Genomic DNA, 2,463 nt, shown 5'->3' with positions numbered 1-2,463 from the left:
GCCCGTGAAGGCGCCGGCGCCCGAGTTGCGCGAAGCGAGCCCGCAGGCCGCCCTGCAACTGCTCGGCCTGCTGCAGCGCGATGCGCGCTTCATCGACTTCGTCGAGGAAGACATCGCCGGCTACGCGGACGCCGAGATCGGCGCGGCCGCGCGCCTCGTGCACGACGGCTGCCGTGCCGCGCTGCGCGAACACTTCACGATCGTGCCGGTGCGCGACGAAGCCGAAGGCAGCCGCGTGACGCTGCCGGCCGGCTTCGACGCAACGGCCGTGCGCGTGACGGGCAACGTGGTCGGCGCCGCGCCGTTCACGGGCACCGTCAGCCATCGAGGCTGGCGGGTGGCCGACGTGCGCCTGCCGAAGCTGACGGGCAGCCACGACGCCTCGGTCGTCGCACCGGCGGAGGTGGAACTGTGAGCGATCCGCGCTATTCGATCGGTATCGATCTCGGTACGACCCACTGCGCGCTGTCGTATGTCGACAGCGCCGCGAGCGACGGCGAAACCATCACGCAGCAGGTGCTGCCGATCGCGCAGCTCACTGCGCCCGGCGCGCTGGAGTCGCGCGACCTGCTGCCGTCGTTCCTCTACCTGCCGCATGAAAGTGAACTCACGCAAGGCGACCTGACGCTGCCGTGGACGGCCTCGCGCGCGTTCGCGGTCGGCGAAATGGCCCGCACGCGCGGCGCCGGCACGCCGATCCGCCTCGTGTCGAGCGCGAAGAGCTGGCTGTGCCATCCGGGCGTCGACCGCCGCGCGGCGATCCTGCCGAGCGATGCGCCGCCGGAAGTGTCGCGCGTGTCGCCGCTGGAAAGCTCGATCCGCTACCTGACGCACCTGCGCGAAGCGTGGGACCACACGCATCCCGACGCGCCGTTCGCGGATCAGGACGTGACGGTCACGATCCCCGCGTCGTTCGACCCGGCCGCGCGCGAACTGACGGCCGAGGCCGCTCGCGCCGCCGGCTACTCGCGGATGACGCTGCTCGAAGAGCCGCAGGCCGCGCTGTACAGCTGGATCCAGAAGAGCCAGGGTGGCTGGCGCAAGCAGGTGCAGGTCGGCGACCTGATCCTGTGCGTCGACGTCGGCGGCGGCACGACCGACCTGTCGCTGATCGCGGTGGTCGAGCGCGAAGGCAATCTCGAACTGCATCGCGTGGCAGTCGGCGAGCACATCCTGCTCGGCGGCGACAACATGGACCTCGCGCTAGCGCACATCGTGGCGCGCAAGCTCGCACAGCAGGGCACGCAGGCCGATCCGTGGCAACTGCGCGCGCTCACGTACGCGTGCCGTTCCGCGAAGGAAACGCTGCTGTCCGACCCGACGACCGACGCGGTGCCGCTCGTCGTGCCGAGCCGCGGCTCGAAGCTGATCGGCGGGTCGATCCGCACGGAGCTCACGCGCGCGGAACTCACGCAGACGATCCTCGAAGGCTTCTTCCCGCAGGTGGACGCAGCCGCGCGCCCGGTGAGCCGCGCGCGCGTCGGCCTGACGCAGCTCGGCCTGCCGTATGCGCAGGACGCGGGCATCACGCGCCATCTCGCGGCGTTCCTCGGCCGCCAGGTCGCGGCGCTCGATTCGCTCGAAGGCGTGCAGCGCACGCTGCCGCAGGGCGCGACGTTCCTGCATCCGACGGCCGTGCTGTTCAACGGCGGCGTGTTCAAGTCGGCGCTGCTCACGCAGCGCGTGCTCGATACGCTCAACAGCTGGCTCGCCGCCGAAGGTGCGCCGCCCGCGCGCCTGCTCGAAGGCGCGGATCTCGATCTCGCGGTCGCACGCGGTGCGGCGTACTACGGCTACGTGAAGCGCGGCCGTGGCGTGCGCATTCGCGGCGGCACGGCGCGTGCGTACTACGTTGCGATCGAATCGGCGATGCCCGCGGTGCCGGGGCTCGAACCGCCGGTGCAGGCGCTGTGCGTCGCGCCGTTCGGGATGGAGGAAGGCTCGGACGCGGCGTTGCCGCCGCAGGAGTTCGGCCTCGTCGTCGGCGAACCGGTGCAGTTCCGCTTCTTCGGTTCGTCGGTGCGCCGCCAGGATCAGGTCGGCACGCTGCTCGACTACTGGTCGGCGGAAGAGCTGCAGGAACTGGAAGAAATCCAGGCGACGCTGCCCGCCGAAGGGCGCACGGTCGGTGAGGTCGTACCGGTGAAGCTGCATGCGCGCGTGACCGAAGCCGGCACGCTCGAACTCGAGGCGATCCCGAGCGGCACGAACGAGCGCTGGAAGGTCGAGTTCGACGTGCGCGGCGCTGCCTGAGCGCGATGAAGCGCTATACGGTCGGGATCGACCTCGGCACGAGCAATACGGTCGTCGCATACGTCGAGGCCGGTTCCGACGCGATCCGCGTGTTCGACGTCGAGCAGCTGGTCGGCCCCGGCGCGGTGGCCGCGCAGCCGCTGCTGCCGTCGGTGCGCTATCACCCGGCGGCGGGCGAGCTGCCGCCGGACACGCTGCGGCTGCCGTGGG

General features: G+C 71.2%; 3 protein-coding genes. All 3 read left to right on the top strand.

Annotation, left to right across the window (positions count from 1 at the left end; translation table 11 throughout):
* The coding region (locus tag G3O00_RS41820; RefSeq protein ID WP_241025596.1) for a DUF2760 domain-containing protein at positions 1 to 415 on the top strand (415 nt) is incomplete at its 5' end.
* On the top strand, positions 412 to 2,253 hold the full coding sequence (locus G3O00_RS41815) for an Hsp70 family protein (RefSeq protein WP_206146504.1): 1,842 nt from the start codon (positions 412 to 414) through the stop codon (positions 2,251 to 2,253). The genes G3O00_RS41820 and G3O00_RS41815, both read left to right, overlap by 4 nt.
* A 5-nt stretch (positions 2,254 to 2,258) precedes the next feature.
* Positions 2,259 to 2,463 (top strand): hypothetical protein (locus G3O00_RS41810; protein WP_206146503.1); only part of this gene is annotated, 205 nt, incomplete at its 3' end.

The organism is Burkholderia sp. Ac-20384 (assembly GCF_017104605.1).
GTDB classification, from domain to species: domain Bacteria; phylum Pseudomonadota; class Gammaproteobacteria; order Burkholderiales; family Burkholderiaceae; genus Burkholderia; species Burkholderia lata.
Note: the sequence above shows the minus strand (reverse complement) of the source record. Positions and strands in the feature narration are given on the sequence as shown.